Here is a 24559-nt window from a genome sequence, read left to right as displayed (position 1 = left end):
GACACGGAGGGCGCGACGCGGTGTGCCGCCGTGCGGCACGCCCGGCAACGGCCCTGACGGAAGGCCCTATTCCGGCCGTTGCCGCAGGTTGACACGGAAGTGGCCGCCCCAGCAGCATGCGTGATGCCACCGAGGCCCCGCTGCCCGGTGTGCGACCACCTACTTCAGTCCGTCCCCCGCTTCGGCCTGCCCGCTCCGGCACCCGGCAGGCCACCTCGTGTTGTGCGCGACACGAGGTACGGGACCGGATCACGCGGGCAACAAGATGGAGAAACGCATGGCCAAAACGAGACGTGTCACCGCGCTGCGCCTGCTCGGAATCGGCGCCGCCGCCCTGGCGTTCACCACCGCCGCGGCAAGCTCCGCGTGGGCGACCGACTGCCCCGGCGGCAAGGGCTGGGACAAGGGCAACCACGGGGGCTACAAGCCCGGCACGGGCGCGGGCACGCCGGTCACCACCGCCGACAAGTGTGAGTTCTCCCTGGACGGCCGGGACTGGTTCTCCCAGATCAAGGTCGACGACATCAGCCTCAAGCCGGCCGACGACGGCAAGGTCCACGTCAAGGTCCGCACCGCCTCCGACGCCTCGAACTGCACGGTCTCGCTCGCCTCGTACCGTACCCACGGCCCCACCTGGGAGACCTCGGGTGAGCAGGTCTTCCACGACTTCGACGCCGTCGACATCAAGCAGGGCGGCCAGGAAACACTGGACGTGGCCTTCCCCGACGTCGGCTGCTACGCACAGGTCGACCTCTACCGCGGCAAGGTCAAGTACGACGGCCTCAAGGACACGAACGACGGTTTCGAACACGGCGACCTGCCGGTCGGTCCGAGCCACGCGGTCATCAAGGACAAGCTGATCGCGGCCTGGAACGGCGGCACGAAGAACTGCACCGCGCAGGAGATCCCGCCGGCTCCGGAGCCGCCCACGGACGAGTCCACGCCGGAGAAGCCGCCGGCCGAGGCGACGCCTCCCGCCGACACGCCGTCGGAGCCCGGGACACCGGGCACGGACACCCCGACCCCCTCGGCGAGCGAGCCCGGCACCCCCGCGTCGGACACCCCCACGCCGAGCGCCTCCGAGCCGACGTCGGACGCCGCCACCCCGCCGAACGCGCCGAGCGCGGCGTCCACCGGTGGCGGCGGCGACCTGGCGGAGACCGGTGGCGGCAATGTCGTCCCGCTCGCCGCGGGCGCGGCCGTGCTGCTGGCCGCGGGTGGCGCGGTCGTGATCGTGACCCGTCGCCGTAAGGCCGTCGCGGGCAACTGACCCACCACGGCAGCCGGCGCGCGGCTACGCAGACCCCTCCGCCCTTTCCCGCCCCTGTTTCCGGGGGCGGGAAAGGGCGGAGGCCGGTTCGGGTCCGGCGGGCGTCGGTGCCGAGAGCGCCCACTGTGCCCCGGACCGGCGCGGCGATCAGGGCCGCGCCACCCAGTCGTACCAGTCGGCCATTCCCTCGCCGGTGGTCGCCGAGACGGTGAGCACCCGCAACTCCGGATTGACCGAACGGGCGTACTTCTCGCACTGTTCGACGTCGAAGTCGACGTACGGCAGCAGGTCGATCTTGTTGATGATCACGAGGTCCGCCGCGGCGAACATGTACGGGTACTTGAGGGGCTTGTCCGTTCCCTCGGTGACCGAGATGATCACGGCCCGGCTCCGCTCGCCCAGGTCGAAGAGGGCGGGGCAGACCAGGTTGCCGACATTCTCGACCAGGACCAGCGACCCCGCCGCGGGCTCCAGCGTGGCCAGCGCGCCCCGTACCATCTTGGCGTCGAGGTGGCAGCCGGCGCCGGTGTTGATCTGGACGACCGTACCGCCCGCCCGCCGGATCCGCTCGGCGTCGAGCGCCGTCTCCTGGTCCCCCTCGACGACCGCGACCGACCGGCGACCGGCGAAGTTCCTGACGGTGCGTTCGAGGAGGGTGGTCTTGCCGGCCCCGGGCGAGCTCATCAGGTTCACCGCCACGATGCCCCGCTCGGCGAGCCAGGCGCGGTTGTGTGCGGCCAGGCCGTCGTTCTTGACGAGGACCTTCTGTTCCAGGGTGATGGTCTCACCGGCCGCGCCGGCCCCACCCGGGTGAACCCGGTCATGACCGTGCGGATGTGCGTGCGGTACGGAGATCCTCGTCCCGCCGCCGCCCTCACCGCTTCCGCCGACGCAACCGCACGTACCGCACATAGGGTCAGCCCACTCTCATCGAGACGATCTGCAGCTCCCGCCCCGAGGTGATGTCCACGTCGGCGCTGCCGCACGGACAAAGCAATACAAGATCGGTCAGTGTGAAGTCCTGCCCACACGCCCGGCAGTGCGCCGTTCCGGGGGGCTGGTCGATCTCCAGGAGTGCGCCCTCCGCGACCGTGCCCGCGGTGGTCAGATCGAAGCAGAACCGCATCGCGTCGGGCACCACCGCGGTCAGCGCTCCCACCCGGACCCGGACGGTGTGTACGGGCCTTCCGGCGGCGCGCTCACACACCGCGTCCACCACGCTCTGAGTGATTGACAATTCATGCATCAGTGGCCAGCTTTCCGTACTCACCCATTCGCCCCGGCCGAACCGCGACGAAAGGCCGGCCCCCCGAAATAATCTCGTGTTGACAGAACGAGCGGACGCATTCTAGATGGTAGCAAGGTGAGTGTCGCCACCTCACCGGTATAGGGCGGTCCCATCCCGGAAGGCGGCGGGCTATGCCGACAGAAGCAGCGGAAAAAGCGGAGAACACTCTCATCCATGTGCTGTGGATCAACGCGGGGCTGAGTTGTGACGGGGATTCCGTCGCGCTCACCGCCGCCACACAGCCCAGCATCGAGGAAATCGCGCTCGGCGCACTGCCCGGTCTGCCGCAGATCGCCGTGCACTGGCCGCTCATCGATTTCGAGTGCGGCCCCACCGGGGGCGCCGACGACTTCCTGGAATGGTTCTTCAAGGCGGACCGGGGCGAACTGGAGCCCTTCGTCCTGGTGGTCGAGGGGTCCATCCCCAACGAGAGGCTGAAGGAAGAGGGGTACTGGGCGGCCTTCGGCAACGACCCCGCGACCGGACAGCCGATGACCACCAGTGAGTGGCTCGACCGGCTCGCGCCCAAGGCCACGGCGGTCGTCGCGGTCGGCACGTGCGCCACGTACGGCGGCATCCACGCCATGGCGGGCAACCCGACCGGCGCCATGGGCGTGCCCGACTACCTCGGCTGGGAGTGGAAGTCGAAGGCGGGCATCCCGATCGTGTGCGTCCCCGGTTGCCCCATTCAGCCGGACAACCTCTCGGAGACGCTCACCTATCTGCTCTACATGGCCACCGACCAGGCCCCGATGATCCCCCTCGACGAATCGCTCCGTCCGACCTGGCTGTTCGGCCGGACGGTGCACGAGGGGTGCGACCGCGCCGGCTACTACGAGCAGGGCGAGTTCGCCACGGAGTACGGACAGCCCGAGTGCATCGTCAAACTGGGCTGCTGGGGTCCGGCCGTGAAGTGCAATGTGCCCAAGCGCGGCTGGATGAACGGAATCGGCGGCTGTCCCAACGTCGGCGGGATCTGCATCGGCTGCACCATGCCGGGATTCCCCGACAAATTCATGCCGTTCATGGACGAGCCGCCGGGCGGAAAGCTCTCCACGAATGCCGTCGGGCTGTACGGCTCGACCATGCGGCGGCTCCGGCAGATCACCACGCACACCCTCGACCGCGAACCCAAGTGGCGTAAACGCGGGAAGCAGCTCACCACCGGCGCCACCCGCACCTGGTAGCGCACCGAAACGGAAAAAGAGGCGGCCTCATGACGACGACGAGCCAGGGCAAAGGCGATCTGGTGGAGATGGCGTGGGATCCCATCACCCGTATCGTCGGGAGTCTGGGCATCTACACGAAGATCGACTTCAAGCAGAAGACCGTCGCCGAGTGCCACAGCACCAGCTCGATCTTCCGTGGCTACTCGGTCTTCATGAAGGGCAAGGACCCGCGCGACGCCCACTTCATCACCAGCCGGATCTGCGGAATCTGCGGCGACAACCACGCCACCTGTTCCTGTTACGCGCAGAACATGGCGTACGGCGTGAAGCCGCCGCACCTCGGTGAGTGGATCGTCAATCTCGGCGAGGCCGCCGAGTACATGTTCGACCACAACATCTTCCAGGAGAATCTGGTCGGGGTCGACTACTGCGAGAAGATGGTCTCCGAGACCAATCCCGGTGTACTCGAACAGGCCCATCGCACCCCGGCGCCGCACGCCGACGCCCACGGGTACCGGACCATCGGCGACATCATGCGCGCGCTGAACCCCTTCTCCGGCGAGTTCTACCGGGAGGCCCTCCAGGTCAGCCGGATGACCCGGGAGATGTTCTGTCTGATGGAAGGGCGCCACGTACACCCCTCCACGCTCTACCCCGGCGGCGTGGGCACGGTGGCGACCATTCAGCTCATGACGGACTACATCACCCGTCTCCAGCGCTACGTGGAGTTCATGAAGAAGGTCGTCCCCCTCCACGACGACCTCTTCGACTTCTTCTACGAGGCGCTGCCCGGCTACGAGCAGGTCGGCAACCGCCGTATCCTGCTGGGCTGCTGGGGCTCCTTCCAGGACCCGGAGCACTGCAACTTCCAGTACCGGGACATGACCGAGTGGGGCCGGAAGATGTACGTGACCCCCGGTGTCGTGGTGGACGGCAAGCTCGTCACCACCGACCTGGTGGAGATCAACCTGGGCATCCGCATCCTGCTCGGCTCGTCGTACTACAACGACTGGGAGGAGCAGGAGATGTTCGTGACCCACGACCCGCTCGGCAACCCGGTCGACCGGCGGCACCCGTGGAACCAGCACACCAACCCGCAGCCGCAGAAGCGCGACCTGGGCGACAAGTACAGCTGGGTCATGTCGCCGCGCTGGTTCGACGGCAAGGAGTACCTGGCCCTCGACACCGGCGGCGGGCCGCTCGCCCGGCTGTGGACCACCGCGCTGGCGGGGCTGGTCGACATCGGGTACATCAAGGCCACCGGCAGCAGCGTGCGGATCAGCCTCCCCAAGACCGCCACCAAGGGCCCGGTCGAGTTCGAGTGGCACGTACCGCGCTGGAGCAACACCATCGAGCGCAACCGGGCCCGCACCTACTTCCAGGCGTACGCCGCGGCCTGCGCGCTGCACTTCGCGGAGAAGGCGCTCGTGGAGATCCGGGCCGGCCGCACCAAGACCTGGGAGAAGTTCGAGGTGCCGGAGGAGGGCATCGGCTGCGGCTTCACCGAAGCGGTACGCGGGGTGCTCTCGCACCACATGGTGATCAGGGACGGCAAGATCGCCAACTACCACCCGTACCCGCCCACCCCGTGGAACGCGAGCCCCCGTGACTCCTACGGGACGCCGGGGCCCTACGAGGACGCGGTGCAGGGCCAGCCGATCTTCGAGGAGAACGACCGGGAGAACTTCAAGGGCATCGACATCATGCGGACCGTACGCAGCTTCGATCCCTGTCTGCCGTGCGGCGTCCACATGTACCTCGGTGGCGGCAAGAAGCTGGAACTGCTCCACTCGCCCACGCAGTCCGCGGGCAGTGAGTGACATGACGGAACGGCAGACGCACATGACCCCGGCCACCGAGGAGTGGCGGACGACCGGGGAACGCATCGAGGCACTGATCACGGCCGGCGCGGCGGGCGGCCCGGCGGCACGCGAACGCGGCGAGGAACTGGTCCGGCTGGTCACCGACTTCTACGGGGCCGGTCTGGAGCGGCTGCTCGACCTCGTCCACGAGCACGGCGGTCTGGACGACACGGTCCTGGCCGCCCTCGCCGGGGACGACCTGGTGGCGAGCGTACTGCTGGTGCACGGACTGCACCCGTACAGCGTGGAAACCCGGATCGAGAAGGCGCTGGAGAGCGTACGGCCGTACCTCGGCTCGCACGGCGGTGACGTGGAGCTGCTCGGTGTCACGAAGGACGGAACCGTACGGCTGCGGCTGCTGGGCAGTTGCGACGGGTGCCCGTCCTCCTCGGCCACACTGGCGCTCGCCGTGCGGGGCGCGGTCGAGGCGGCGGCGCCGGAGGCCGGCGCGATCGAGGTGGAGGAGTCGGCCGGGACGGCGGAGGCACCGGGTCCGCTGGTGCCGGTGAACTCGCTGTTCGCACGGCTGCGCGAAGCCGGTACCGACGACGCGGATGGCAGGGATGACACCGACGACACGGACGACACGGACGACGCGGCCCGTACGGACGCCGGTGACGGGGCCGGCGGCGCGGGGGCGAGCTGGCAGCCGGTGCCGGAGCTGCGCGCCCTGGAGTCCGGCGGTGTCGAGCGCCTGAGCACCGGCGGGTTCCCCGTGGTGGCCTGCCGGATCGGCCCCGACCTGTTCGCCTTCCGGGACCGGTGCGCCCGGTGCGAGCAGCCGATGAAGGGCGCGACGCTGGCCCGGCGGCTGGGCGGCGGCGCGGACGACGGGGTGCTGCGCTGCTCCGCCTGCCGCGCGCACTACGACGTACGGCGCGCGGGCGCCTGTCTCGACCCGGACGCGGACGGCGCCCACCTGGCCCCCCTTCCCGTGCTGGCGGACGGGGCCTCGGTCCTGGTCGCCGTGCCGGCCGCGCCCGCGGTGGCACCGTGAGCGCGCCCGCCGGACCCGCCCGGTCCCCCGTCGCCGCGCTGCTGCAGGTCACCCGCAACCGTCCGGAGCCGGTCGCCGGCGAGCGCTGCGACATGTGCGCCGCCCCGGCCGCCACGGAGCACCAGCATGTGGTGAACCTGGAGAGCCGGCGCCTGATGTGCTGCTGCCGGGCCTGCTACCTGCTCTTCACGGACGACGGGGCACAGCTGCGCTACCGCGCGGTGCCCGACCGGTATCTCGGCTTCGACCGGCTCCCGCTCGACGCGCGGGCCTGGGACGCGCTGGGGATCCCGGTGGGTCTCGCCTTCCTCTTCCGCAACTCCGCGCAGGACCGCACCGTCGCGTTCTACCCCGGTCCGGCCGGGGCGACCGAGTCCGAACTGCCGCTCGACGCCTGGGCCGGCCTCGTGGCGGCCGCCCCCGAACTGGCGGTCGTACGCCCCGATGTCGAGGCGCTGCTCGTACGCCGTACGGAGGCACCCGGGCGCGGGGACGAGGAGGGGAACGGGGACGGCGACAAGATCTCGTGCCATGTGGTGCCGATCGACGCCTGCTACGAACTGGCCGGCCGGCTGCGCACCCTGTGGCGCGGCTTCGACGGCGGCCAGGAGGCACACGCCGCGATGGACGCGTTCTTCGAGCGGGTCAGGGAGCGCAGCAGACCCGTGCGCGCGGAGCCAGTCCCGGAGCCGACCGCGGAGCCGGTCCCGGAGCGGACCGCGGTGGCGGCAGCGGCGGGGACGACCGCTGAGGAGGGAGCCTCGTGAGCCCGCCCACCGCGCCCGGCCTGGAGTTCTCCGTACGGGACATCGTCGCGGAGCCGTTCAGCGCGGCGCCGCAGCTCACCGCGCGGCTGCGGATCGAGGACGGCTCGGGCGAGCCGGTCCACGCGATCGTGCTGCGCTGCCAGGTCCGGATCGAACCGCAGCGCCGCCCCTACGACCAGGCCGAACAGGACGGACTGCGGGGCCTGTTCGGGGAGCGGGAGCGGTGGTCCGACACCCTGCGGCCGTTCCTGTGGATGCAGTGCAACACGACGGTGCAGGGATTCACCGGCTCCACCGAGGTCGACCTCGCGCTGCCGTGCACCTACGACTTCGACGTGGTCGGCTCGCGTTATCTGCACGCGCTCGGGGAGGACGGGACGGTGCCGGTCAGCCTGCTGTTCTCGGGCACCGTCTTCGCCCGGGGCGCGGGCCGTTCGGGGCTCGGGGTGCGGCAGGTGCCCTGGGACCGTGAGGCACGGTACGAGCTGCCGGTCGCCGTGTGGCGGCGGCTGATCGCGTACCACTTCCCCCACTCGGGGTGGATCAGGCTGGACCACGACGTGCTCGCCGCCTTCGCGGAGTTCCGTGAGCGGCGCGGACTGATCAGTTGGGACGAGACGGTGCGTACGGTGCTGGCGACCGCGGGAACGGGAGCGGGGGCGGGGCCGGACGGGAGAGCGTGCGCCGGTGCCACCGTCGGCGCACTCGACGAGGTGGTCCGGTGACCAGGGCGGCCCCGGCGGACCTCGACCCCGTGCGCGCGGTCGCCGACGCGGTGCTCTACGAGGGCTACCTGCTCTACCCGTACCGCGCCAGCGCCCACAAGAACCGGTCGCGCTGGCAGTTCGGGGTGCTGGGGCCGCCCGCCGCGACCGCCGCGAGCTTCGCCGAGGAACCGGGCATGGCGATGCGGTGTCTGCTCGCGGTGGAGCCCGGCGCGCCGGCCCCCGCCGAGGTGACGGTCCGGCTGCGCTTCCTCCAGCACCAGGTGCGCGAGGTGCGGCGGCGGACGGCGGACGGCGGCGAACTCGCCGTCCCGGAACTCGTCGTCGACGGGGTGGCCGTGCTGAGCTGGGACGAGGCCGTCGAGCGGGAGGTCGACCTCGGGCCGGTCCCGTTGACCGGGCCGACCGACCAGCTGTGCGCGGTCGCCGGGGGCGAGGAGACCGAGCCGCTGACGGACGCGCGCGGGGTGCCGGTGGGCAGCGTCGTGCGCCGCCGCGCGCCACTGGTGGCCCGGGTCCGTACCCACGCGGAGCGGGACGGCGGATTCGTACGGCTGACGGTCTCCGTGGCGAACGAGCACGCCGGGACCGTCGCCGACAAGGACGCCGCCGTCCGCGTCTCGCTGATCGGCACGCATCTGCTCCTGCGGGCCCGCGGCGCCCGCTTCGTCTCGCTGCGCGAACCCCCGGACGAGGCGGCCGCCGCGGCGGCCCGCTGCGTACAGCACCGGTGCTGGCCCGTACTGGCCGGGGCGCAGGGCACCACGGACACGGTGCTCGGCGCGCCGATCATTCTCTACGACTACCCGGAGATCGCCGAGCAGAGCGCGGGCGCCCTGTTCGACTCGACCGAGATCGACGAGATCCTGACGCTCCGCGTGATGACGATGACGGACCGGGAGAAGGCGGAGGCCCGGGCCACCGACCCGCGTGCCCGGGAGATCATCGACCGCTGTGACGCGATGACGCCCGGCGACCTCCAGCGGCTGCACGGCCTGTTGCGCACCGGCGACGCGCGGAACGCAGCCCCCGCCTCCTTCGACACCGGCGGCGCCCCCTGGTGGGATCCGGCCGCGGACGCCGCCGTGTCGCCGGGGTCGGACAGCGTCGTGATCGACGGGGTCCGGGTGGCCAAGGGGAGCCTCGTACGGGTGCGTCCGGCCCGCCGCGCCGACGCGCAGGACCTGTTCTTCGACGGTCAGGTGGCACGGGTGACGGCCGTGCTCACGGACGTGGACGGCGGGGTGCACGTCGCCCTCGTCCTCGTCGACGACCCGGCGGCCGACCTGCACGACTGGTACGGCCGCTACTTCTACTTCGCCCCCGACGAGCTGGAACCGCTGACCGCCGGCGATTCCGGCCTGCCCGTCCCCGATCCGCCACCGGCGGAAATCCGGAAGGAGAACCCCTCATGCGCTTCCTCGGACTGATCACCACAGGTGCTGCCGCCGCCATGGCGGCGGTCGCCGTCGCCGTCGGCGTGCGCTCGATCCCCGACCTCCGCAGGTACCTGCGAATGCGCTCCATGTGAGCACGGGAGACGAGCCGGAGGAGTGCCGGGTGCTCGTCGCGGGTGTCGGCAATCTCTTCCTCGGTGACGACGGTTTCGGCCCCGAGGTCGTACGGCGGCTGACCGCCGGCCCCGGAGAGCCGCTCCCCGGCGGCGTCCGCGTCGTCGACTACGGCATCCGGGGCATGCACCTCGCGTACGACCTGCTGACCGGGTACGACGCGCTGGTGCTGGTGGACGCCTGTCCGGGGGACGGGCCACCCGGGGAACTGACGGTGCTGGAGGTCGGCCCGGACGACCTCGGTTCGGGTGAATTCGACGCACACGGCATGAATCCGGTCGCGGTGCTGGCGAATCTGGATCAACTGGGCGGTACGCTCCCGCTGACTCACGTCGTGGGCTGCACCCCCGCCGGAGTCGACGAGGGCATCGGTCTCAGCGAGCCGGTCGCCGCGGCCGTCCCCCGGGCGGTCGCGGCGGTGCGCACACTGGTCCGCCGGCTGACGGCGGCACACCCCGCGCCGTCGCCGGAGCCCTGCCCCGCTCTTCCGTCCGTGCCCGAACGGCCCCGGAGGTCCTGATCATGTGTCTCGGCATTCCCGGCCGCGTCGTGGAGAGCGTCGAGGGATACGCGGGCCAGCTCGCCCTCGTCGATGTGGAGGGCGCCCGGCGCCGCGTCAACATCGGCATGCTCGACACTCCCCCGGCCACCGGTGACTGGGTGCTGCTGCACATGGGGTTCGCCCTGGAGATCATCGACGAGGCGAAGGCGGCGCACGCGCTGTCGGGGCTGGAGTTGATGGGCGGCGGCCCCCGTGAGCGGGGGGATCCGGAGCCCCGGCAGCCCCGGGTCCGCAGCCGGTTCGAGGTGCGCGGGGTCGTCCAGGGCGTGGGCTTCCGCCCCTTCGTGTATGTCACCGCCGCGGAGCTGTCCCTCGTCGGCTCGGTGTCCAACACCGGCACCGGGGTGGTCGCCGAGGTGGAGGGGGACCCCGGGGCGGTGGCGGAGTTCGGCCGCCTGCTCCGGGACCGGCCGCCCCCGCTCGCGGTCGTCGAGTCGGTGACGGAGACGGACCTGCCGCTCGCGGGCGGCGCCGAGTTCACCATCGAGGACTCCAGCACGGCCGACCGGGCCCGTACCCTGGTCTCCCCCGACATCGCGGTCTGCGCGGACTGCCTGGCCGAACTGCGCGACCCGGGGAACCGCCGCCACCGCCACCCTTTCATCACCTGCACCCACTGCGGGCCGCGGTTCACCATCGTCACCGGCCTCCCGTACGACCGGGCGGCAACGACCATGGCGGCGTTCGCGATGTGCGAGGAGTGCCGCACGGAGTACGGCGATCCGCGCGACCGCCGCTTCCACGCCCAGCCGATCGCCTGCCACGCCTGCGGCCCGCGTCTCGAACTGGTCACCCCGGACGGCGGGACCCCGCTCCACGGCGAACAGGCGCTGCGCGCCGCACGGCGGCTGCTCGCCGGGGGCGGGATCGTCGCGGTCAAGGGGCTGGGCGGCTACCACCTCGCGTGCGACGCCCGTGACGAGGCCGCGGTCGCGCGGCTGCGCCACCGCAAGCACCGGGGAGGCAAACCCTTCGCCGTCATGGTCAGGGACCTCGGTGTCGCCGGGGAAATGGTCACCCTGACCGAGGGCGGGCAGGCGCTGCTCAGCGGCGCGCGGAAGCCGATCGTGCTGCTGCCCCGCCGGGCGTCGTCCGGCGCCGCCGGGGGCATTGCGGAGGCCGTGGCACCGGGCAGCCCGGATCTCGGCCTGATGCTCCCGTACACCCCGCTGCACGTGCTGCTGTTCGGCCTCGACGGCGACGAACCCGGCCCCGACGCGCTCGTGATGACCTCCGGGAACCGTTCCGGCGAGCGGATCGTCACCGATGACGCGAGGGCGCTGGCCGAACTCGCTCCGCTGGCCGATGCCTGGCTGCGGCACGACCGGGCGATCCAGGTGCCGTGCGACGACTCGGTCAGCCGGTTCGTCGCCGGCGCCGAGCTGCCCCTGCGCCGATCGCGCGGGTACGCGCCGCTTCCCCTCGCGCTGCCCTTCGAGGTCCCGCCGCTGCTCGCGGCGGGCGCCGACCTGAAGAACACCTGCGCGCTGGGCGAGGGCGGCTATGCCTGGGTCAGCCAGCACGTCGGGGACTTGGACGACCTCGCCACGGTGCAGGCACTGACCCGTACGGCGGACCAGCTGGCGCTGCTGACCGGTGTCGAGCCGGAACAGCTCGTGGCCGACCGCCACCCCGGCTACCGCTCCGGAGCCTGGGCCCGGGCGCACGCCCGGGGCCGGGCCGTACGCACCGTGCAGCACCACCACGCGCACATCGCGTCCGTGATGGGCGAGCACGGCCTCGGCGAAGGCGAGAGTGTCATCGGCTTCGCCTTCGACGGCACCGGCCTCGGCGCCGACGGCGCGGTGTGGGGCGGTGAGGTGCTGATCGCCGGCTACAAGTCGTACCAGCGGGCCGCGCAGCTCGCGTACGTGCCGCTGGCCGGCGGCGACGCGAGCGTGCTGCGGCCCTACCGGATGGCGCTCGCCCATCTGCGGGCCGCCGGTGTCCCGTGGGACCGGGAGCTGCCCTCGGTGGCGGCCTGCCCGGCCGCCGAACGGCGGGTGCTGGCACACCAGTTCGCGACAGACTTCGGGTGTGTACCGACGTCGAGCATGGGCCGGCTCTTCGACGCGGTGGCGTCGCTGGCGGGCGTACGGCACGAGGTGGCGTACGAGGCGGAGGCGGCGATCGAGCTGGAGGGGCTGGCCCGCGCGGCGCCGCAGGAGCCGCACGACCCGCCGGGGAGCGCGTATGCCTTCGCCGTCCGGCCGGCGCCCGGCCCCGGTGACCCGGTCGTGGCCGACCCCGCTCCGGTGATCCGCGCGGTGGTCTCGGACGTACGGGCTGGTGTGGCACGGGAGTTGATCGCCGCGCGCTTCCACACCTGCGTCGCCCGCCTCACCGCCGATCTCGCCGAGGGGTGCCGGGAGCGGACCGGGCTCGGGGTGGTGGCGCTGGGCGGCGGTGTCTTCCAGAACGCCGTCCTCCTGGAGGCCACGCAACACGCCCTGGAATCAAGGGACTTCACCGTGCTCCGGCCCCGTCTGCTGCCGCCCAACGACGGCGGGCTCGCCTTCGGTCAGCTGCTGATCGCGGCGTCCGGCGGCTGACTCCGGCGCCCGAAACCCACCCGATGCCCCGCAGAGAAGGAAGGCACCATGTGTCTGGCAGTTCCGGGACGTGTCCTGCGCACCGCGGAGGTCGACGGCGCCGTGATGGCGGAGGTCGACTTCGGCGGCGTACGCAAGGAGGTCTGCCTCCAGTACGTCCCCGACGCGGCGGTCGGTGAATACGTCGTCGTCCATGTCGGCTTCGCGATCCAGCGGCTCGACGAGACGTCGGCGCGGCAGACCCTGGCCAACTTCGAGCGGCTCGGGCTCCTGGAGGAGGAGTTCGGTGACGGCCTCGAACCGGCCGCCGGAGCACGGAACTCGGTGGAAGGAACCGACCGGTGAAGTACCTGGACGAATTCAGCGACCCCCAGCTGGCACGGCGGCTGCTCGACCAGATCCACGCGACCACCACGGGCCCGGTGGCGATGATGGAGGTCTGCGGCGGCCAGACCCACTCGATCATCCGGCACGGCATCGACCAACTGCTCCCCGACCACATCGAGATGATCCACGGCCCCGGCTGTCCCGTCTGCGTGACCCCGCTGGAGGTCATCGACCGGGCGCTGGCGATCGCCGCCCGGCCCGAGGTCATCTTCTGCTCCTTCGGCGACATGCTGCGGGTGCCGGGCAGCGGCCAGGACCTGTTCTCCGTGAAGAGCGCGGGCGGTGACGTACGCGTCGTCTACTCACCGCTCGACGCGCTGAAACTGGCGCGCGAGAACCCCGACCGGGAGGTCGTCTTCTTCGGCATCGGCTTCGAGACGACGGCCCCCGCCAACGCCATGACCGTCCACCAGGCCCGCCGGCTGGGCGTGCGCAACTTCTCCCTGCTCGTCTCGCATGTCCTCGTGCCGCCGGCGATCGCGGCCATCATGGAGTCCCCCACCTGCCGGGTGCAGGCGTTCCTGGCCGCCGGGCACGTGTGCAGTGTGATGGGGACGTCGGAGTACCCGGCGCTGGCGGAGAAGTACCGGGTCCCCATCGTCGTCACCGGATTCGAGCCGCTCGACATCCTGGAGGGCATCCGCAGGACGGTCCGCCAGATCGCGGAGGGACGGCACGAGGTGGAGAACGCCTATCCCCGTGCCGTGCGCGCCGAGGGGAACCTGCCCGCCATGGAGATGCTGCGGGATGTCTTCGAGGTCACCGACCGGACCTGGCGCGGTATCGGGCCGATCCCCGCCAGTGGCTGGCGGCTCGCCGAGAAGTACCGGGAGTTCGACGCGGAGACGCGGTTCGACGTGGCGGCCATCCGTACGGCGGAGTCCGCGCTGTGCCGGTCGGGCGAGGTGCTCCAGGGGCTGATCAAGCCGCACGAGTGCCCGGCGTTCGGCAGGGAGTGCACCCCGAGAAATCCGCTGGGCGCGACGATGGTGTCCTCCGAGGGCGCGTGCGCCGCGTACTACACGTACCGCCGACTGGAACTGGTCGATGCGAAGTGACTGAGACGACGCGTCAGGTACCCGCCCCCGCCGCCGAGGCCGCGGGGCCGGACTTCGAGAGCTGGGTCTGCCCGGTCCCCCTGCGGGAGACGCCGACGGTGGTGATGGGGCACGGCGGCGGCGGCGCGATGTCGGCCGAGCTGGTCGAGCACCTGTTCCTCCCGGCGTACGGTTCGGCGGCGGCGTCCGAGCTGGGCGACTCCGCCGTGCTCACCGTCGGGGACGGGACGCGGCTCGCCTTCTCCACCGACTCGTACGTGGTACGGCCGATGTTCTTCCCCGGCGGCTCCATCGGCGACCTCGCGGTGAACGGAACCGTCAACGACCTGGCGATGTCGGGCGCCGTACCGCTCTTCCTGTCCAGCGCGTTCATCCTCCAGGAGGGGACGGCGCTCACCGATGTCGGCCGGATCGCCCGGGACATGGGCGAGGCGGCGCGGGCGGCGGGCGTCCGGCTGGTCACCGGCGACACCAAGGTCGTCGACAGCGGCAGCGGGGACGGCGTCTACGTCAACACCTCGGGGATCGGGGTGATCCCGGACGGCGTCGACATCGGCCCGCGCCGCGCCGCGCCCGGTGACGCCGTGCTGATCAGCGGCGACATCGGGGTCCACGGCGTGGCGGTGATGAGCTGCCGGGAGGGTCTGGAGTTCGGCACCGCCGTCGAGAGCGACACCGCGGCGCTGCACGGCCTGGTGGCCGCGATGATCGCCACCGGCGCGGAGATGCACGTACTGCGCGACCCCACTCGCGGTGGTGTCGCGGCCTCCCTCAACGAGATCGCCACCGCCTCCGGGGTCGGTGTGGAACTGGTCGAACGGGATTTGCCCGTACCGGAACCGGTGCGGGACGCGTGCAGTCTGCTGGGGCTCGACCCGCTCCAGGTGGCGAACGAGGGCAAGCTGCTCGCGATCGTCCCGGCCGACAGCGCCGACCGGGTCCTCGCGGCCCTGACGGCGCATCCGCTGGGCCGTGGGGCGCGCCGGATCGGTACCTGCGTGCCTGACCATCCGGGGATGGTGGTGGCCAGGACGGGGCTCGGCGGCTCACGGGTGATCGGGCTGCCGATCGGTGAACAGCTGCCGAGGATCTGCTGAATGAGTGAGCGGGGCGCGCTGCTCTTCGCCCGGTACGCCTATCCGCCGAACGAGCTGGGCTACTGCGGCCCCGCGGACGCCGGGGCTCTGCTCCGTACCGAGGAGACGGCGGGCATCGAGCGTCATGCCCGCCGCTTCGAGGGCGCCTGGTGCTATCTCGAACTGCTCGCCGAGACGGCCGGTCTCGCCGACCCGCTCGACGAGCGGGTGGTCGAGGCGTACTGGATCGGCAACGAGCTGCTGGACCGGACCACCCCGGCGGTCCTGCTGGCGCGGCTGCGGGACCGTTTCGACGGCCAGTGGGGCGGCACGTGGCGTGACGCGGCGGACCGCGCCCTCGCCCACCACACCTTCCAGGTCTTCGACGTGTACCCGTGGGCCGGCCTGCTGCGCGGGCCGGCCCGGCCGACCGCGCTCTCCGTCCTCGACCGGTGCCGTATCCGTACGGGCGTGGTCCACGCGGTACACGGCGAGTCCGCCACGGTGGAGTCCCGCCCGCTGTGTTGGACGGGCACCGCCCTGGCCCCGGGACCGCCCCGCCGGGAGTCCGTCCGCTGGTCGACGGGCGGACGGTCCCTGATCGCGGGGCTCACCCCGGGCGATGTGGTGGCGCTGCACTGGGACTGGGTGTGCGACGTCCTCACACCGGCGCAGGCGGCGCGCGTCGAGTCGACGGAGGCCCGCCAGTTGACGGCGCTGGGGCTGTCTCCCGGCCGGTGACGCCCCCGTCGGCCCCAGCGCCCTCACGGGAGTTCAGGCGTTGCCGACGAGCGACCACTGGAAGGCCCGTACCAGACAATCGCCCGGGTCGATCCACAGCAGGCTGTTGCCCTCCACCTGGATGTCGAAGCGCAGCTCCACCTCCGCCCAGATGCTCTGTCCCGGGAAGGGGGAGCTCATGGTGAGCGACGGCATGGGCTGGAACCCGGGGAGGTTGACCGGCCGCATACGGCTTCCGCCCAGTCCTCCGCTTTCGAGGAATATCAGGTTCTGCGCCTCCACACGTTCGCCGAGTATGTGGCGGTTAGGGGGCGCAGGTGCCGGTCGATCCGGGCATGCCCTTCAGCGGCCTCTTCGAGCTTCTGCACCTGACGTGCCCTGTGTTCCGACGCCCGTGCCCGGTAGTCGTCCAGATCGGCACCGGACGCTCGCGCGACGGACCGGAACAGGTCCGCGCTGGATGCTTGTGCTTCTTCGTCGGGCTGCGCGGCCAACTGATGTACCGGCCGCGCGCTTTGGGTGCGATATACACCATTCAGGGCGGCTTCATCACCAGCCTACTCGGATCCCCGGGATGCGCCTCTCCGAGGCGGGTGTGCCGCGGGAGGCCACATGGCCTGCCTGAACGCCTCCGACGTCAGGCAGGAACACGCCCCCGGTGCGCCGTTTCACGAGCCGCTCCGGGTCTTTTCGTTCGGATCGGGCCGGATCAGGGTGCGTCCGGGCACCAGTGTGCCGGGCAGCAGTTCGTGGGTGATCTCCGTCCGGCCCGGGTTGTCCAGCATGGACTTCATGACGGTCACGGCACGTTCGGCCGCCCGCTCCACGGGGATGCGCAGGGTGGTGAAGCCGAGGAGGTCGTTGCCCGGCATGATTCCGTCGCACCCCGTGAGGGACAAGTCGTCCGGCACGCGCACGCCGGCCGCCTGCGCGTGGGGCAGGAAGGCGAGCAGCCGCAAGTCCGAGGGGAACATGGCGGCGGTGATCCGGCCCGCGCGCCGCAGGGCGATGATCTCCCGCGCGCCTTCGTCCCTGAGTCCGAAGGTGGGGGCGGGGATCTCGTGCACGCGGATGCCGTGGCTCCGCAGCCGGCGGGCCATCGTGGTGCCACGCCGGTACTCCGCCACCGAGTTGTCGGTCCCTGGTGTCACCACGGCCACGGCCCGGTGTCCGTACTCCGCGACGGCGTCCGCGAGTTGCGCCGCGTTGTTCTCCTCGTCGTAGGACACGCTGTATATCCCGGGGTGCGAGGCCGGCCGGCCGATGAGGACGACCGGCACCCTGTCGAGGAACGGCACCAGCATCTCGGCGCGGATGACGCCGGTCGCCACGAACATCCCGCCGACCCGCAGTCCGAGGAGGCGGTTGAGCGCCTGCCGTTCGAAGTGGGCTCCCTCGGTCCGTGACGGGGCGACCGTCACCATCTGGAGGCCGGCCCGGCTGATGTGGGTCTGCAACTCGCTGAAGAGCAGGCCGTACGCGGGGTTGGTGGGGTCCCGCAGCAGCAGGCCGAGGATGTCGGAACCGCGGGCGGCGAGCGAGCGCGCCATCACGTTCGGGACGTATCCGAGCCGCTCCGCCGCGGCGTAGACCGCGTCCCTGGTCCGCGGGGACACGGGCGTCGACCCGTAGAAGACACGCGACGCGGTGGCCCGCGACACGCCTGCCGCCGTGGCGACCGCCGCCATCGTGACGTTCAGCGGTGACGCGGTGGAGGACGGGTCCGGGGGGCTTTCGGCACCTTCGTTCGATCGCACCAGGTCACCCTACCCACCGCGGGCCGGGGGCCGGTTCGTACCGGGGACGGTGGCGTCGGGGCGGGATGCCCCGGAGCTCCTGCCGGTACTGGCACAGCGGTCCCGGCCAGTCGGTCTGGATGATGTCGGCGCCGTGTTCCATGAGCCGCCCCCATCCCTCGGCGGGGTCGCCGAAGAGGGAGGTGTTGTCGTCGTGGCCGGCGAAGAGGGGGATGCCGTTGGTGAGGTTGATGGCGTTGAGCAGGCAGGCCAGCCCGGCCTCGTGCATCCGCGCGACGACCTCGGGCGCGGACAGTTCGTCGTCGTGCCCCACGGCGAGGAGTTCGGCCCCGATCAGGTTGATGTCCGGATCACCGCGTACCGCCTCGATGTCGGCGAGGGAGCGCACCATCGGGATGAAGGGGTACTTGACCGGGTGCCGGCGCAGTTTGTCGAGCCAGATCTCGTCGACCGGGCTCTTGAGGACCAACTGGGGCGCGACGTCGTAGCGGTCGAGGAAGGGCAGCAGGTCGTCCCAGTACCACCACGACCGGTCCACGTTGAACAGCACATCGCCGCGGAAGCGTTCGAGAACCGTGTCGAGTCCGGTCACGGGGATATCGTGTCCGGTCCACCGGTATCTCAGGGCGCGTATCTCGTCGGCCGACAGGGCGCGAAGGTCGAGGTCACGGTCGAACGCCTGGCGCTCGCAGCCGTCGTGGAAGAGGAAGAACTCCCCGTCGGCCGACTCGACAAGGTCGATCTCGACCATGTCGGCACCTTGCGCCAGAGCGGCCTGTACGGCTCTGTCGGTGTTCTCCGGCACGTCACCGAGACCGGTGCCGCGGTGCACGGCGACCAGCGGGGCGCGCTGCGCGAGCTCCGTGTTCACAAGGGAGTTGATGTCCTGGTACCGCGCTTGCCCGAACATGGTTTCCTTCCGTCAGGCGATGGGTGTGCCGTGGGGTCCCGGCGCGGCCGGTGTCTTCGGCCGGCGCCGCTCACGGCGCGGGGACCGGCCGGGACCGGCCCCGCCTCGGCGGCCGTACACGAACCAGATGGCCAGGGTGGAGATGACCATGAGCAGCACGGTGTAGACGAAGGTCAGCGCCGTGGCGTCGCTGTTCCCCTGGTTCCGGGTGGCGTTCTGGATCGCGATGCCGAGGGGCTGGTAGAGCGGGTGGGCGAGGAACACCGCCGTGTCGTACTCGTCGAGCAGGCTGTTGAAGTTGAGCGCCGTGACGGCTGCCGCCGCCGGGAGCACCAGGGGCAGCAGCACCCGCCGGTACGTGTGGAACGTGCTCGCGCCGAGAACGGTCGCCGCTTCTTCGAGGGAGTCGGGGATGCCCGCGTAGGCCGCCTTGAGCAGGCGCAGGGTGAACGGGATCTTGGCCGTGATGTAGGCGATCGCCAGCAGGGCGACCGTGCCGGAGAGGACGACGCCGCCGGTGAGGGCCTGCGGTACGGAGTACGTGATGACCAGCCCGAGCGCCATGAGGGTGCCGGGCAGCACCCACGGGATGTGCAGCAGGTATTCGACGGTGATCGTCACGGCGTTGACGAACCTGTGGAGGATCCGGGCGACGAACAGCATCGCGACGATGACGACGGCCGCCGTGACCGCCGCGTATCCGACGCTGACCACGAACGGCCAGGAGGCCGTCGCGTCCGTCAGCACCCGTCGGTAGTTGGCGAGCGTGAAACCGCCCGCGCCCAGCCGGCCGGACGAGATCGTCGCCGCGTCGGTGAACGAGAAGACCACGATGAGCAGCGGCGGGATCAGATAGACGAGGAAGAGCGCGTAGGCGAGCAGGTGGACCACCGCGTTCGCCACGGGATGGTCGATGCGCTGCTTCTCGAGAACGGCGGGAACCTTCGAGACCGAGAAGTATGTCCCTCCCGCCTGGAGGCGGTTGAGGATGCCGAGCAGCAGCAGGGAGGCCGCGCCGAGGATCAGGGCGAGGGTGGCCGCGAGGTCGCGCGACGTGGGGATCCCCGAGAAGGTGAGAATCATGGGAGTGATCGTCTGGAACTCCCGTCCGCCGAGAACCTGCGGCGCCGCGAAGGCTCCGAGCCCGCCGAGGAAGGTCAGGACGGTGACGGCGAACAGCGTGGGCCTGAGTACGGGCAGCACGATCCGCCGGAGGATCCGCCAGGGGGACGCGCCCAACTGGCGTGCGGCCTCGATGGTCTGGTGGTCGATCCGGGCGACGGCGGAGGAGAGGAAGAGCAGATGATGGCCGGTGCCGGTCAGGGTCATCACGACCACGACCGCGAGCATCCCCGAGAACCACGCCGGGTCCGTCCCCGGGAGGAGTGAGGTCAGCAGCCGGGTGACAAATCCGTTCTCGCCGTAGACGAAGGCGTAGCCCGAGACCGCGACCACACCGCCGTAGACCAGTGTCGTGGCGTATCCGAGCCACAGGAAGCGGGCGCCGCGGATGGTGAAGTAGCGTGTGACGAGCACGATGAAGACGCCGACGACGTTCACCGTGACCGACAGGACGGCGGCCAGCAGAAAGCTGTTACGCAGGGAGTCGAGCGCGCGCTGTGAACTCCAGAGCTTCTCGAAGGCGCGGGTGCTCGGCGAGCCGTGGGGGAAGAAGATCTGCTGCAGTGTGACGGCGTTCGGGTAGACCAGGAACGCGACGACGAACCACAGCAGCGCCACGCCGGCGACGATGACCAGGGGGGACCGGAACATGGTCCGCGCGGAGGCGCTCATCACGCGGCTCCGGGGTACTGCAGGACGGACGCGGGGTCGATGTCGGCCACGACCTCCTGCCCGGTCCGCAGCCGTGGCCCGTCGCCCTCCTTCCGTACGATGCGCAGGCTGTCGTGCTCGGTGCGCAGGCGGTACACGCTGTGCAGTCCGTGGTAGGTGCGCGAGGTGACGGTGGCCCGGACGGGAAGACCGGTCGCCGGCCGGCCGTCCGCCAGGAGGCTGATCTTCTCGATGCGGGCGTAGGAGGGCCTGGCCGGGTCGAGTCCGCGCTCACCGTGTGCGGCCAGCGCTCCCACGAGGTGTGGGCTGAGCTTGTTCACCTCGCCGATGAAGGTGCAGACGAACTCGCTCGCGGAGCGGTCGTAGACCTCCTCGGGCGTCCCCACCTGCTCGATACGCCCCCGGTTGAGCACCGCGATGCGGTCACTCATCGACAGTGCCTCCTCCTGGTCGTGCGTGACGTAGAGGGTGGTGATGCCGAACTGGGTCTGCAACTCCTTGAGCTGGCCGCGCAGTTGCCGGCGGAGCTTCGCGTCGAGGTTCGACAGCGGCTCGTCGAGCAGCAGGACTTTGGGGCGCATGACCAGAGCGCGCGCTATGGCGACACGCTGCTGCTGGCCGCCGGAGAGTTCGGCGACGCCCTTGGCGAGCTGTTCCGGCGAGAGGTCGACCTGTTCCGCGATCTCGCCGACGCGGCGGTTCACCTCCTCGGCGGGACATTTGCGTACCCGCATGCCGAACGCGATGTTCTCGCGCACGCTCATGCCGGGAAACAGGGCGTAGTTCTGGAAGACCATGCCCACCTCGCGCCTGCCGCTGGGAAGGTGGGTGATCTTCCGGCCGGCGACGGCGATGTCTCCGGCGGTGAGGCCGACGAAGCCGGCGAGGGCGCGGAGCGCGGTGGTCTTGCCGCAGCCGGAAGGTCCCAGCAGGGTGAAGAACTCCCCCTCCTCGACCCGCAGGGAGAAGGAGGGAAGCGCCTCGAAGTCCTGGAACCTCACCGTGACGCCGTCAAAGGTGATCATGTCGTTCCTCGGTTGTGCGGGGGTGGGCGGCGCCGTGGGGCGCGTCGGGCGGATGGTGCGGGCGGGGTGGATGGCGCGGCCGGGAGCAGATCACTTGGCGAGGTACTCGAGTTCGATCTTCTCGATCCACTGGTCGAGGTGGCGGGCCACGAAGGACCAGTCGATGTCCTGCGCGGTGAAGGAGTCCGTCTCCTTGACCGCCTCGGGGCTCGCCTTGGCCAGTGCCGCCCTGTCGGTCGGGGCGGTGAAGAACTTCCGCGACCAGGCGGCCTGGACGTCGGCGCCGCCGAACCAGTCGATGAACTTCTTCGCGGTGGCGGCCTTCTTCGTCCCCTTCACGAGGCCGACCTGCTGGACGACCATCGGGACGCCGCCCTCGGGGTGTACGGCCTCGGTCCGGATCTTGTACTGCTGTTCCCGGGTGGCCTTGCCGGACAGCCACATCTGGCCCGCCCCGACCTTGCCCGCGGCCATCCGCGCGTACAGGTCGGTGCCGGTCACCGCGGGCGTCCCGCTCGCGAAGTACTTCTTCACCGCGTCCCAGCCGGCCCGGCCGACACCGAGTTCGCCCTGGTCGTCGCGGTAGCGGCTGAGGATGCCCGCGAGCACCATCTGGGTCGTACCGCCGCCGAGATCGGCGGGGACCTCGTACTTCTTCCTGAACCGCTCCTCGGTCCACAGGTCCGGCCAGTCGGCGGGGGCCTGGTTCCTGTCCGGGTAGGCGGACGTGTTGTAGACGAGCATGACCGGCTCGCGGACGATGGGCCAGAACTGCTTCCCGGTCGCGTCCCCGAGCGAGGCGTCGACCTGGCCGGACCACGAGGGCGTGTAGCCGTCGAGGACCCGCGCCTCCTTCAGCTTCTCGAAGTAGACGTTGTTGAGGCCGAACGTGACGTCCGCCACCGGGTTGTTCTTCTCCGCGACCAGTCGGTTGCGCACATCGGCGCCGCCGAGATCGACGAGCTGGACATCGAAGCCCGCCTTCTTCGCCTCGGCCTTGAGCCAGTCGCCCCGCCCGTCGGAGACGGAGTTGCTGTAGACGACGAGGCTCTCCGAGCCGCCGGACCCGCCGGAGGACATCGGGGAGGAGCATCCACCGGCGATCAGGGCGGTGGCGAGCGCGGCCATGGCGGCCGTGAGGATTCTACGCATCGGTTGTCTTCCGTTCCGGCCCTGTCGGCGTAGCGCGCCGGGACCCCTTGTCGTGGTGGCGACCGCGTATTCGGCTCCTGGCCCCGGGAGACTCGGGCCGCCATGAACGCGCGTTCATTCGGATTGAACGCGCGTTCATCGACGTTCGGCGGTCCGGAAGGTGAACCGTGGGCAGCCGGACACCGAAGAGTGCCGCCCGTACCGCCGCGACCGGCGGGAAGGAAACCTCCACGCGGACGGCTCCCGTCCCGCGCGTGTCCGGAAGCGGAATGAGCCCGGTGCGTACACGGTGGGAGTATGCGTGCGAGCCGATACGGAGGCGCCATGGAGGCGGGAGTGGCCGGAGAGCCGGAGGAGGCGGAGGCCGGGCCCGGGCTGCGCTGTCTGGTGACGGGGGCGACGGGGTACATCGGGGGGCGGCTCGTCCCCGAGTTGCTGGCGGCGGGGCACTCGGTGCGCTGTCTGGCCCGTACCCCGGGGAAGCTGCGGGACCATCCGTGGGCGGATCAGGTGGAGACCGTCAAGGGGGACGTCACCGACGCGGACTCGGTCGGCGCGGCGATGGAGGGGATCGACGTCGCCTACTACCTGGTCCACGGGCTGGCGGGCGGGCCGGACTTCGAGAAGACGGACCGGGCGGCGGCCCGGATCTTCGGCGAGCGGGCCCGCGCCGCGGGCGTCCGGCGCATCGTCTATCTGGGCGGTCTGACCCCGGACGACGTCCCCGCGGAACAGCTCTCGCCGCATCTGCGGTCCCGCGCGGAGGTGGGCCGGATCCTCCTCGGCTCGGGCGTACCGACGGCCGCGCTGCGTGCGGCGGTCATCATCGGTTCGGGCTCGGCCTCCTTCGAGATGCTGCGCTATCTCACCGAGCGGCTTCCGGTGATGGTCACGCCGAGCTGGGTGTCGACGAGGATCCAGCCGATCGCCGTCCGCGACGTGCTGCGCTGTCTGGTGGGCAGCGCGCGGATGCCCGGGGACGTGAACCGCACCTTCGACATCGGCGGCCCGGACATCATCACCTACCGCGAGATGATGCAGCGTTACGCGCGGGTCGCCGGGCTCCCGCACCGGCTGATCGTGCCGGTCCCGGTGCTGACGCCCCGGCTGTCGAGTCACTGGATCGGCCTCGTCACCCCCGTTCCGCGATCGATCGCCCGGCCGCTCGCGGAGTCGCTGCGGTACGAGGTCGTCTGCCGGGAGCACGACATCCGGCGGTACGTCCCCGACCTGCCGGGCCGGCCGTTCACCTTCGACCAGGCGCTCACGCTGGCGCTGCGGCGGGTGCGCGAGGCGCGGGTCACCACGCGGTGGTCTTCGGCGTCGGTGCCCGGCGTACCCAGCGATCCGCTGCCGACCGACCCCGACTGGGCCGGCGGCAGCCTCTACACCGATGTGCGGGAACGGGACGTGGCCGCCTCTCCGGGGGCCCTGTGGCGGGTCGTCGAGGGCATAGGAGGTGATCACGGCTGGTACTCGTTCCCCCTCGCCTGGGCCGTCCGGGGCCGGCTGGACCGGCTGATCGGCGGGGTGGGGCTGCGCCGGGGCCGCCGCGACGCCGAGCGGCTGCGCGTCGGGGACTCGCTGGACTTCTGGCGGGTCGAGGAGATCGAACCCGGGCGGCTGCTGAGGCTCCGCGCCGAGATGCGGCTGCCGGGGCTGGCGTGGCTGGAGATGTACGCGCAGGAGCGGGAGGGAGGCGGCTCCCACTACCGCCAGCGGGCTCTGTTCCACCCGCACGGGCTGCTGGGCCACGCCTACTGGTGGGCGGTCTCCCCGTTCCACGCGGTGGTCTTCGGCGGGATGGCCCGCAACATCGCCCGCGCGGCGGACCAGGAGACGGAACCCGCCCGTGCCGTGTCCGTGACGTCCCGCTGACCGTTGTACCGGCACGTC

Annotated in this window: 23 protein-coding genes; 15 read left to right on the top strand and 8 right to left on the bottom strand. The window is 71.2% G+C overall.

Translation table 11 applies throughout. The features are described from left to right. Positions 1-277 precede the first annotated feature (277 nt). Positions 278-1270 carry an LAETG motif-containing sortase-dependent surface protein gene (locus ACFXKG_RS03180; RefSeq protein WP_384831352.1) on the top strand — a complete coding sequence of 331 codons (993 nt, stop codon included), beginning with the start codon at positions 278-280 and terminating at the stop codon, positions 1268-1270. Between the two features lie 147 nt (positions 1271-1417). Here the strand turns inward: ACFXKG_RS03180 and hypB are convergent, their stop codons facing one another. Then, the gene (gene hypB / locus ACFXKG_RS03175; RefSeq protein WP_384831349.1) at positions 1418-2182 is read right to left on the bottom strand and encodes a hydrogenase nickel incorporation protein HypB; all 765 of its coding nucleotides are present in this window, start codon (positions 2180-2182) and stop codon (positions 1418-1420) included. A gap of 4 nt (positions 2183-2186) precedes the next feature. Then, a complete protein-coding gene (locus tag ACFXKG_RS03170) occupies positions 2187-2516 on the bottom strand; it encodes a hydrogenase maturation nickel metallochaperone HypA (protein ID WP_384831345.1) in 330 nt (109 codons plus the stop codon). A gap of 173 nt (positions 2517-2689) precedes the next feature. Here ACFXKG_RS03170 and ACFXKG_RS03165 point away from each other — a divergent pair, with 173 nt between their 5' ends. The 13 genes from ACFXKG_RS03165 to ACFXKG_RS03105 are packed head-to-tail and all read left to right on the top strand — an operon-like array spanning position 2690 to position 16025. After that, a complete protein-coding gene (locus ACFXKG_RS03165; RefSeq protein ID WP_384831341.1) occupies positions 2690-3745 on the top strand; it encodes a hydrogenase expression protein HypE in 1056 nt (351 codons plus the stop codon). Positions 3746-3774: 29 nt separating this feature from the next. Then, positions 3775-5547, top strand: a complete 1773-nt coding sequence (locus tag ACFXKG_RS03160; RefSeq protein WP_384831338.1) for a nickel-dependent hydrogenase large subunit — start codon at positions 3775-3777, stop codon at positions 5545-5547. 1 nt (position 5548) lies between these two features. Continuing rightward, complete coding sequence (locus ACFXKG_RS03155; protein WP_384831334.1) at positions 5549-6586, top strand: NifU family protein; 1038 nt, start codon at positions 5549-5551, stop codon at positions 6584-6586. After that, positions 6583-7353, top strand: coding sequence for a DUF5947 family protein (locus ACFXKG_RS03150; RefSeq protein WP_384831331.1), 771 nt, complete (start codon positions 6583-6585; stop codon positions 7351-7353). The genes ACFXKG_RS03155 and ACFXKG_RS03150 overlap by 4 nt, the downstream gene beginning before the upstream one ends. Further along, positions 7350-8078 (top strand): DUF6084 family protein, encoded by a 729-nt coding sequence (locus ACFXKG_RS03145; RefSeq protein ID WP_384831328.1) that lies wholly within the window; start codon positions 7350-7352, stop codon positions 8076-8078. The genes ACFXKG_RS03150 and ACFXKG_RS03145 overlap by 4 nt, the downstream gene beginning before the upstream one ends. Continuing rightward, the gene (locus tag ACFXKG_RS03140) at positions 8075-9508 is read left to right on the top strand and encodes a hypothetical protein (protein ID WP_384831325.1); all 1434 of its coding nucleotides are present in this window, start codon (positions 8075-8077) and stop codon (positions 9506-9508) included. Before ACFXKG_RS03145 ends, ACFXKG_RS03140 begins: the two co-directional genes overlap by 4 nt. Beyond that, positions 9490-9609, top strand: a complete 120-nt coding sequence (locus ACFXKG_RS03135; RefSeq protein ID WP_384831322.1) for a DUF6893 family small protein — start codon at positions 9490-9492, stop codon at positions 9607-9609. Before ACFXKG_RS03140 ends, ACFXKG_RS03135 begins: the two co-directional genes overlap by 19 nt. Next, positions 9606-10169 carry a hydrogenase maturation protease gene (locus ACFXKG_RS03130; RefSeq protein ID WP_384831319.1) on the top strand — a complete coding sequence of 188 codons (564 nt, stop codon included), beginning with the start codon at positions 9606-9608 and terminating at the stop codon, positions 10167-10169. Before ACFXKG_RS03135 ends, ACFXKG_RS03130 begins: the two co-directional genes overlap by 4 nt. Positions 10170-10171: 2 nt before the next feature. Then, complete coding sequence (gene hypF, locus ACFXKG_RS03125) at positions 10172-12763, top strand: carbamoyltransferase HypF (RefSeq protein ID WP_384831316.1); 2592 nt, start codon at positions 10172-10174, stop codon at positions 12761-12763. A gap of 48 nt (positions 12764-12811) precedes the next feature. Then, complete coding sequence (locus tag ACFXKG_RS03120) at positions 12812-13108, top strand: HypC/HybG/HupF family hydrogenase formation chaperone (RefSeq protein WP_384831313.1); 297 nt, start codon at positions 12812-12814, stop codon at positions 13106-13108. Next, complete coding sequence (gene hypD / locus ACFXKG_RS03115) at positions 13105-14208, top strand: hydrogenase formation protein HypD (RefSeq protein ID WP_384831310.1); 1104 nt, start codon at positions 13105-13107, stop codon at positions 14206-14208. Before ACFXKG_RS03120 ends, hypD begins: the two co-directional genes overlap by 4 nt. Then, the gene (gene hypE, locus ACFXKG_RS03110) at positions 14205-15305 is read left to right on the top strand and encodes a hydrogenase expression/formation protein HypE (protein WP_384831307.1); all 1101 of its coding nucleotides are present in this window, start codon (positions 14205-14207) and stop codon (positions 15303-15305) included. The genes hypD and hypE overlap by 4 nt, the downstream gene beginning before the upstream one ends. Next, positions 15306-16025, top strand: a complete 720-nt coding sequence (locus ACFXKG_RS03105) for a DUF6390 family protein (protein ID WP_384831305.1) — start codon at positions 15306-15308, stop codon at positions 16023-16025. Between the two features lie 33 nt (positions 16026-16058). On the opposite strand, the gene ACFXKG_RS03100 is transcribed toward ACFXKG_RS03105, so the two are convergent. The 6 genes from ACFXKG_RS03100 to ACFXKG_RS03075 form a co-directional block, all read right to left on the bottom strand. Next, entirely contained in the window at positions 16059-16205 is a 147-nt protein-coding gene (locus ACFXKG_RS03100) for a hypothetical protein (RefSeq protein ID WP_384831302.1), read from the bottom strand. Positions 16206-16693: 488 nt separating this feature from the next. Next, a complete protein-coding gene (locus ACFXKG_RS03095; protein ID WP_384831299.1) occupies positions 16694-17782 on the bottom strand; it encodes a LacI family DNA-binding transcriptional regulator in 1089 nt (362 codons plus the stop codon). Positions 17783-17786: 4 nt separating this feature from the next. Next, positions 17787-18692: a glycerophosphodiester phosphodiesterase family protein gene (locus tag ACFXKG_RS03090; RefSeq protein ID WP_384831296.1), complete on the bottom strand. Its 906-nt coding sequence runs from the start codon at positions 18690-18692 to the stop codon at positions 17787-17789. Positions 18693-18704: 12 nt separating this feature from the next. After that, positions 18705-20486, bottom strand: a complete 1782-nt coding sequence (locus ACFXKG_RS03085) for an ABC transporter permease (RefSeq protein ID WP_384831293.1) — start codon at positions 20484-20486, stop codon at positions 18705-18707. Beyond that, entirely contained in the window at positions 20486-21511 is a 1026-nt protein-coding gene (locus ACFXKG_RS03080; RefSeq protein WP_384831290.1) for an ABC transporter ATP-binding protein, read from the bottom strand. The genes ACFXKG_RS03085 and ACFXKG_RS03080 overlap by 1 nt, the downstream gene beginning before the upstream one ends. 90 nt (positions 21512-21601) lie before the next feature. Next, positions 21602-22663, bottom strand: coding sequence for an extracellular solute-binding protein (locus ACFXKG_RS03075; protein ID WP_384831288.1), 1062 nt, complete (start codon positions 22661-22663; stop codon positions 21602-21604). 324 nt (positions 22664-22987) lie between these two features. On the opposite strand from ACFXKG_RS03075, the gene ACFXKG_RS03070 reads away from it, so the two are divergent. After that, on the top strand, positions 22988-24541 hold the full coding sequence (locus tag ACFXKG_RS03070) for an SDR family oxidoreductase (RefSeq protein WP_384831801.1): 1554 nt from the start codon (positions 22988-22990) through the stop codon (positions 24539-24541). Positions 24542-24559 lie beyond the last annotated feature (18 nt).

This window comes from Streptomyces sp. NPDC059255 (assembly GCF_042752355.1).
Taxonomy (GTDB): Bacteria; Actinomycetota; Actinomycetes; order Streptomycetales; family Streptomycetaceae; genus Streptomyces.
The sequence above is the reverse complement of the archived record's forward strand: the minus strand, read 5'-3'. Positions and strand labels throughout refer to the sequence as shown.

Bases quoted from the DNA above. Each gene is read 5' to 3' on its own strand.
- ACFXKG_RS03120 (WP_384831313.1), top strand. From the start codon at position 12,812: ATGTGTCTGGCAGTTCCGGGACGTGTCCTGCGCACCGCGGAGGTCGAC.
- ACFXKG_RS03160 (WP_384831338.1), top strand. From the start codon at position 3,775: ATGACGACGACGAGCCAGGGCAAAGGCGATCTGGTGGAGATGGCGTGG.
- ACFXKG_RS03170 (WP_384831345.1), bottom strand. From the start codon at position 2,516: ATGCATGAATTGTCAATCACTCAGAGCGTGGTGGACGCGGTGTGTGAG.
- hypB (WP_384831349.1), bottom strand. From the start codon at position 2,182: ATGTGCGGTACGTGCGGTTGCGTCGGCGGAAGCGGTGAGGGCGGCGGC.
- ACFXKG_RS03075 (WP_384831288.1), bottom strand. From the start codon at position 22,663: ATGCGTAGAATCCTCACGGCCGCCATGGCCGCGCTCGCCACCGCCCTG.
- ACFXKG_RS03155 (WP_384831334.1), top strand. From the start codon at position 5,549: ATGACGGAACGGCAGACGCACATGACCCCGGCCACCGAGGAGTGGCGG.
- ACFXKG_RS03165 (WP_384831341.1), top strand. From the start codon at position 2,690: ATGCCGACAGAAGCAGCGGAAAAAGCGGAGAACACTCTCATCCATGTG.
- hypF (WP_384831316.1), top strand. From the start codon at position 10,172: ATGTGTCTCGGCATTCCCGGCCGCGTCGTGGAGAGCGTCGAGGGATAC.
- ACFXKG_RS03105 (WP_384831305.1), top strand. From the start codon at position 15,306: ATGAGTGAGCGGGGCGCGCTGCTCTTCGCCCGGTACGCCTATCCGCCG.
- ACFXKG_RS03085 (WP_384831293.1), bottom strand. From the start codon at position 20,486: ATGAGCGCCTCCGCGCGGACCATGTTCCGGTCCCCCCTGGTCATCGTC.
- ACFXKG_RS03080 (WP_384831290.1), bottom strand. From the start codon at position 21,511: ATGATCACCTTTGACGGCGTCACGGTGAGGTTCCAGGACTTCGAGGCG.
- ACFXKG_RS03180 (WP_384831352.1), top strand. From the start codon at position 278: ATGGCCAAAACGAGACGTGTCACCGCGCTGCGCCTGCTCGGAATCGGC.
- ACFXKG_RS03135 (WP_384831322.1), top strand. From the start codon at position 9,490: ATGCGCTTCCTCGGACTGATCACCACAGGTGCTGCCGCCGCCATGGCG.
- ACFXKG_RS03070 (WP_384831801.1), top strand. From the start codon at position 22,988: ATGGAGGCGGGAGTGGCCGGAGAGCCGGAGGAGGCGGAGGCCGGGCCC.
- ACFXKG_RS03100 (WP_384831302.1), bottom strand. From the start codon at position 16,205: ATGAGCTCCCCCTTCCCGGGACAGAGCATCTGGGCGGAGGTGGAGCTG.
- ACFXKG_RS03090 (WP_384831296.1), bottom strand. From the start codon at position 18,692: ATGTTCGGGCAAGCGCGGTACCAGGACATCAACTCCCTTGTGAACACG.